Genomic DNA, 6,749 nt, shown 5'->3' on the forward strand with positions numbered 1-6,749 from the left:
AAGATGAGAAATGCTGGATGAGTAGAAAAAAGGAGCGGGCATCCTATGTAAGCGGCGTATTAACAATGTCTATCGTCATTTTCTTAGTGCTAAAATTTATCTTTAATGCTACGTGGTTAGAATCGCTCAGCATCTCTTTAGGCGTTTTTTGGATACTATTTATCGTGTCGAAGTATAGATATCGAGGAGATGATAAGGGGACGGAATGAATGCTGAAAAAACGGCGGATCTAGAGAGCGCGATTACTTGTTCAGGCATATCGAATAGACTACAATATAAATGTATGACGGCACTACAAAATTAGGAGGGGAATGATACTATGAAACACATAAAAAAAGAATTCACGCTGGAGTGCGGACCGAAAGAGGCTTGGCAACTAGTCGTCGATCGCAGCAAGTACGAAAAATGGGCAGCAGCGTTCCACGAAGGATCGACCTACACTGGTGAAATGGGACTTAATGAAACCGTTAACTTTGTTGATCCAGATGGAAATGGCCTGGTTTCCAAAGTAGTCGTTTTTGAACCAGAAAAAGAAATCAAATTCGCCTTTTTAGGCGAAATCAATGACGGGAAATACGTCGAAGTCGCTGCATTTGCAGATATGCTGGAACACTACATTTTCGAACCAGTTGGCGACCAGACTAGGATGCTTGTCGATGTTGCGATGGATGATCAGTATTATGATATGATGAATGAGATGTGGGACCGAGCAGGGATGGAGCTTGTGAGGTTGAGTAAGTAGCTGTTTGTTGTTAACATCGCAGCCATAAGAAAAAATATAAAAAATTAACAAGGTGCTTTTCATCGATTATGATGGGAAGCATTTTCAATATGTCTCAAAATATCCGAAATTGGATTTTGAAACATGTTATTAGTGTGATACGTTATTTTACATAGATGATTATTAAGAGCGTCTTGCTGAAATAGATCTTATCCACGGGTAGTATTTTTAATTTTATATTGCACGGTATGCACTAAAAACGTAAAATTAGTGATCTATGTTAGGAGTTGCGTCAGTGCAAAATTGAGCAACTTTTCAATGCAGTTTCTTTGGGAATTAACAAACAAGAATATTCTGGAATTAAGCGTTTACAAATAATATTTTCCGTGGTATCATTTAACAATGGAATAAAATCCATAGTAGATGAAAAGGGGATGAATACATGTCAGGACAAATTAGAATGAGCCCAGCTGAGCTTCGAGATCGTTCAAAAACATACGGTCGTAAGGGTGAGGATATCGAGCAAATCTTAAGAGAACTAGAACAATTACAAGAACAATTACGTGGGGAATGGGAGGGAGCTGCTTTTCAAAAATTTGATGAGCAATTCCAACAATTAAAGCCCAAAGTAAAAGATTTTGCTAACTTGATGGATCAAATCGAGAAACAGCTTAGCGCAACGGCGAATGCAGTCGAAGAAAATGATGCCAATTTATCACGCAATTTTGGATTAAACTAAGGCGAGAGGGCCCCTATTTCTGTTAATAAAGGAGGGGCATACATATGTCAGGGATACAGAGTGGTATGACTGTGTCTAATACAATTGTTTCAGTGACTAAAGAAGTTGCCATACGATGTTTATTTTAAGCAATGACTTTTCTGGATAATACATAAATAATGGAGATGATGGGGAATGGCGGGAGAAATTAAAAGTAGCATGAGCGTGGCTGAAGAGCACGCTACACGATTAAAAAATGCATTAGATGCAATTAATACAAACTGGGAAACCGATAATGATCAGCGAACTACTCTTCAAGGGAATTCTAAGGCGCATAGTGCGAGTCAACAGGAGAAGGTGAATTTGAATAGGCTGATTGGGGTATTTCAACAAGATGTGGATAATATTAAGAGTGTGGCAATTGAGTTTGAAGCATTGGATGCCTGTGTAGTGCCAGATATTGAATTTTAATAAATCTTAGAATATCGGAAGGAGGGGGTTATTCTGACACAGGATTCGCCTGAAAAGATAACTCAGCAAATGTATCAGCTTGAACTTCAACAGGATGCAGTTCGTCATGGAATGCGACAGATTGAAAAGCATGAAGAGTTCATGCATTGGCATTTGAAACAAAAAGATCGGATTTTTAACGAAATGGAATTAATTTGGAAAAAAGGAAAAAGGGCGTATCAGATTAGAGAAAATATAGTGGAAATGAATCGTTATCAAAACAAGTATTTAAATGAAATCGAAGAAAGGCAACTAGAATTGAAGCGTCAGCAACAAACATTAATCGAAAAAGAAGAGGAACTCATACAGAAACGTAAGCGAGCTTGGGAGGAGGAAAGTTTATGAGTGTAGACATGTTTTTAGATTCAGCTCAAAAACAAGCTGAAGACATACAAAAAATGTGTGCATCACATATTAATGGGCTAGAAAATATGCGGACGGCCTTAACAAGCTTTGTAAATGAAACAGATTTAAAAGGAAAAACTTATGATTCAGCCAAGATATATTTTACAGTAATGTATGACCCCATCATAAAGGGTTTGATTTTGATTACAGAGAAACTGAAAGAGGCGTCTAATAATTTGGTGACTCATTATATTCTAGAGGTTGATGAAAATTCACTCCAAGAAGAAGTACTTCGAAGAAAGATTCAAGAACTCAATCAGCAAATTTCGGATCTCATTAATAACCCATTAGAGAATACAGGTTATGTCCTCAGCGATCCAGCGTATTTAGAATGGATGTATCAAGCGCAGCAAGAAGGAATTCAGAATCAACTAGATGATTTATTGGCCTATGATATCACGACAGGTAAACTATTTCAGGAAGTGGAGGAGTTATTGGATTCTGTCGGAAAAGGCTTACTGGAGGTGGAAACAGGGCAATCTTTTCAAAAGGGGGAAGGAATCTTTTTATATAAAAATTTGAATATGGATTGGAGCAATACAATTATTTCGAAATGGGTAAGTAGTTTTGAAGATAAAATTACTACATCTAAGGATGGAACGGTTTCTTTACCCAAAGAAATGGAAAATGAGATAGCAAAGATAAAAAATGATAAAAATCTGACGGAAAAAGAGAAAATAAATGCTATTGTTGGTGTATACGAAAAATATTTGTATCTGAATAATAAAGCAGATTTTGACTATTACGATGCCGTTAGATCTATATATGGTAAAAATTCAGAAGAGGAATTATCAGCTGATGCTACATTGGCTACTCAACTACAACTATCAGGCATTGATATTACAGCCGTTGTGAGAAGTATGGGGGATACCCTAGTTGATGTTTCCGGACGCAATTCAATGGATTACTTGAAATTTATAGATATGGTTGATAGTCACCATCCTTTGGATTTGAAAAATAGAGAAATGGGAGAATCATCTTACTCAATCTGGGGTAGAAGATGGTCTGCAGATATGGAACAAGATTATTTGGGCAACTACCTATTTGGTTATTATGGGCAAGGGACTCTAAAATTTGGGGATGAGGCGCTTAAGGCGGGTGCTGGGGCTGCGCAATTAGTGAGTGATGGAGATTGGAAAATGTGGGCTTATGGTTATGGGTTTAGTACTCCATTTATTTTTGTAGCTGCGCCAATATTTGCGCTTGATGGTTATGGAGATAACTCTGGTGATGGAAAAATGATTCAGGAGGGAATAGATGCATACAAAAAAAATTATTAAAATAGGAATTATAGTTGCTATTACTGTATTAGTAATAGCATTGCTTTTGTTCGTAAACAGGAATCGCATTCCTTTATATTTAGGAGGATCAGAAAAAGAATTTACTGTTACAACAAGTAAAAAAAATAATGAAGCAGGTATTTATATTAATATAGATAAAAACAAACGAGATAAACTTCAAATTATATTAAGTAATGAAAAAGGCGAAGAAATAAAGCCTTATAATATAGCAGATGACAGATATGATACTAATCGTATTAAATATATGTATGATGTAGCTTCTGGAAAATCTTATGTAGTAAAAGTGGAAAATATCACAGAAGAGTTATTCTTCTCGAAAATAGAAATTTCCACTACGAATTAGTGGATAAGCTATAAAAAATTAGATAGTCATATTGAATGTCATTTTTGTATGTTTAAAGCGCGAACTCTTTAAGTTAAATTAATGCATGAATAGTACAGACTTCTTCTCCATTGAGGCTTTCCCTGATGATGAAGCAAAAACAGTGAATGTACTTGTGTTTGGTCATTTTAGGTTGTGGTGTCAAAACTTTATAAGTTTTGGCACTGTTTTGATTGGTAGATATCATCGGAGTGTCACTTTTGGATTTAAATGGCGTAAAATTTCTAAGAAAAATGACGATTACTGATTTATGATCATAGTCAGGAACGATGAAATGAAAATCTGGGTAGTGCTGATTCGCAAGCAGAGAATCTTAGTAACGTTTATCAATGTATCATCGCGACGGAGTTTGGGAATCATATACCTGCAAAATATAGCAGAGGACTAATGGCGGCATACAATAAAGTACAAGCGAATAAGTCATTGCGTATCAAAATGTTGTCATAGTTTTTAAGGTAATACAGAGGGATATGTAGTAAAATGGAAGAAACGTGCTAAAAAGGCATGGAAAATTTAATAGGGGAAAAAGAATTAAATGAAAAAATGGAGGGGGTTGATATATATCATATTGTGAGCGCTTTATATAACAAAGGGGCAATATTACAACTTTAAGAGGATAATCTGTATTAGGGTTTCTTGATATAATATGCAGATGTCCATCAGCTATTAAGGCTGTAAACTAAGGAGGAAGTTATGAAAAAGAAATATCAAGTTTTTATTTCATCTACATATTCTGATTTGATTGATGAAAGGCAAATGGCTGTAGAAGCGGTTTTGAACGCAGGGCATATTCCTGCTGGTATGGAATTATTTAAATCTGGGGATAAGACACAAAAAGAAGTTATCAAAAAATGGATTGAAGATTCAGATGTTTATTTTTTAATCTTAGGTGGTAGATATGGGAGCATAGATTTTGAAACTGGGCTCAGTTACACCCATTGGGAATATGAATATGCAACAACACTTAAAAAACCTATTTTTAGCGTTGTTATCAGTAATCAATACTTAGATAAAAAGGTGAAAAGTATGGGATTGGCAGCAACAGATGGGTATAGAGAGAATTATGAAGAGTTTAGAGATAAGGTGTTATCTAAGGTTAGTCGATTTTTTGATGATTTGAAAGATATAAAAATTACAATACTTGAATCTCTTCAAGAGCTTGCTTCTGATGATAAAGTTGAAGGATGGGTGTCTAGTAAGGAGATTGGGTCATTTGAGAAAATTCAAACAGAAAATAGTAAACTCAAGACTAAACTGCTTAAGGAGGAAGAGAAAAACAAAAAATTAGAAGAAAAACTTAGTACAGTAAAGAGTAATCAAATTGGAGAATTTTCTTATGAGGAAATTAAAGGTGTGCTAAGGCAAACATTTATAGATATCCCTGTTGATGCAGAAGGAAAAGTAGAAAAAATTGATTGTCATAGACTTTTTGTCAATGCTAGTGATAGTTTTAATATAGGAATAGATAATGCTGCTGGTATGGGGGTAGCGGATAAGATACTATTCTTTGAGGTAGCCCCACGATTACTAAATTTTAATTTAATAGCTGTGGACAAATTACCAAATAGAATGCAAAGGGTACGAGCTACAAAAGATGGGCTTAAATATCTCGCGATGACAGAAGTTAGAAAGCTAAAGAAGACAACTACATACTAAACTAAAGTTATTACAGTGTAAAAAACAAAAATGTAGTACTTCGTTCTAAGAGTTAAAAGATTCTTTAGAACATGAGAAAGCGAGGTGCTATTCCTGTTTATATTATATTGTGCGAGTTGTGTAGGCTGAAACTTTTTTTAATGTGTAATGGAGGTGCAACATTTGGTGCGAAGATGTGGGGTAATTGGTGAAGGTGCATTCGTTGTTGTTATAAGGTATAAGGATGATAATGGCCCTGATTTTGCTGTTAAGGAGCTGTTGAGCACGAAAGAAATAGAAAGGTTTACAAGAGAGATTGACATACTGGAAGCGTTAGCGGGATGTCCAAATATTATGCCGTTGCTAAAAAGGAGTCCGGATGGTCACAGTTATTCAATGCCCCTAGCAGATGAAGTATTGGAAAAATACATTAGATGAAGAATCGCGGTGGGATATTATTTTCGCAGTATTAAATGGGGTAGAAAGTGCGCATCAAGAGAGTATACTGCATAGAGACCTAAAACCAAATAATATTTTGATGGTTAATGGAGATTGGGTTGTAGCAGACTTTGGACTTGGAAAAACACAGTCCGGTAGCAGTGGGGTTAATTCATCTGTTTTTGGATATGGAAATGTGACGTTCGCGGCGCCAGAACAAATAGATAAATTGAAAGATGCTACTGTCGAAAGTGATGTGTATTCATTGGGGGCACTGATTCACTTTGTATTCACAGGCGAATATATCAACAGAAGTAACGAAGAGTTTGATACATTTTATGATGGTATTGTGGCAACTGCAATGTCATATTCCTCAAGTAATAGATATAATGATATTTCTGTATTAAGAAGTGAAATTCATAAAGCAATTGAGCAAAAAAAGAAATTAACACAAAGTCCACAAGTGGACAGTATAGCTACGCTGTCAGAATATTATATATATGTAAAAGGACATTGGAATGGCAACCCTTTTTCGAACAAAATTTATAAGGTGTCGATCGATTAATTTTATATCTTAGAAATGAGTTGGTTTTCGGTATCATTCCTAATGGATTTCGCGATGCGAAAACTAACGGGACT

At 35.5% G+C, this 6,749-nt stretch carries 10 protein-coding genes; all 10 read left to right on the top strand.

Annotated features, from left to right (window positions below; genetic code table 11):
- Positions 1–17 precede the first annotated feature (17 nt).
- On the top strand, positions 18–209 hold the full coding sequence (locus HPK16_RS15360; protein WP_181677782.1) for a hypothetical protein: 192 nt from the start codon (positions 18–20) through the stop codon (positions 207–209).
- Positions 210–319: 110 nt separating this feature from the next.
- Positions 320–742 carry an SRPBCC family protein gene (locus HPK16_RS15365; RefSeq protein ID WP_181677783.1) on the top strand — a complete coding sequence of 141 codons (423 nt, stop codon included), beginning with the start codon at positions 320–322 and terminating at the stop codon, positions 740–742.
- A 421-nt stretch (positions 743–1,163) separates the two neighbouring features.
- Positions 1,164–1,460 carry a WXG100 family type VII secretion target gene (locus tag HPK16_RS15370; RefSeq protein WP_181677784.1) on the top strand — a complete coding sequence of 99 codons (297 nt, stop codon included), beginning with the start codon at positions 1,164–1,166 and terminating at the stop codon, positions 1,458–1,460.
- A gap of 174 nt (positions 1,461–1,634) precedes the next feature.
- Positions 1,635–1,910, top strand: a complete 276-nt coding sequence (locus HPK16_RS15375; protein WP_181677785.1) for a TIGR04197 family type VII secretion effector — start codon at positions 1,635–1,637, stop codon at positions 1,908–1,910.
- 57 nt (positions 1,911–1,967) lie between these two features.
- The gene (locus tag HPK16_RS15380; RefSeq protein WP_343064823.1) at positions 1,968–2,294 is read left to right on the top strand and encodes a DUF3958 family protein; all 327 of its coding nucleotides are present in this window, start codon (positions 1,968–1,970) and stop codon (positions 2,292–2,294) included.
- On the top strand, positions 2,291–3,634 hold the full coding sequence (locus HPK16_RS15385) for a T7SS effector LXG polymorphic toxin (RefSeq protein WP_181677787.1): 1,344 nt from the start codon (positions 2,291–2,293) through the stop codon (positions 3,632–3,634). The genes HPK16_RS15380 and HPK16_RS15385 overlap by 4 nt, the downstream gene beginning before the upstream one ends.
- Complete coding sequence (locus tag HPK16_RS15390) at positions 3,612–3,998, top strand: hypothetical protein (protein WP_181677788.1); 387 nt, start codon at positions 3,612–3,614, stop codon at positions 3,996–3,998. The genes HPK16_RS15385 and HPK16_RS15390 overlap by 23 nt, the downstream gene beginning before the upstream one ends.
- 732 nt (positions 3,999–4,730) lie before the next feature.
- Entirely contained in the window at positions 4,731–5,693 is a 963-nt protein-coding gene (locus tag HPK16_RS15395) for a DUF4062 domain-containing protein (protein WP_181677789.1), read from the top strand.
- Positions 5,694–5,855: 162 nt separating this feature from the next.
- Positions 5,856–6,110 carry a protein kinase family protein gene (locus HPK16_RS15400; RefSeq protein ID WP_181677790.1) on the top strand — a complete coding sequence of 85 codons (255 nt, stop codon included), beginning with the start codon at positions 5,856–5,858 and terminating at the stop codon, positions 6,108–6,110.
- A complete protein-coding gene (locus HPK16_RS15405) occupies positions 6,082–6,675 on the top strand; it encodes a protein kinase domain-containing protein (protein WP_181677791.1) in 594 nt (197 codons plus the stop codon). Before HPK16_RS15400 ends, HPK16_RS15405 begins: the two co-directional genes overlap by 29 nt.
- The last annotated feature ends 74 nt before the right edge of the window (positions 6,676–6,749 follow it).

The sequence above is a fragment of the Paenilisteria rustica genome, assembly GCF_013820765.1.
Classification (GTDB): domain Bacteria; phylum Bacillota; class Bacilli; order Lactobacillales; family Listeriaceae; genus Listeria_A; species Listeria_A rustica.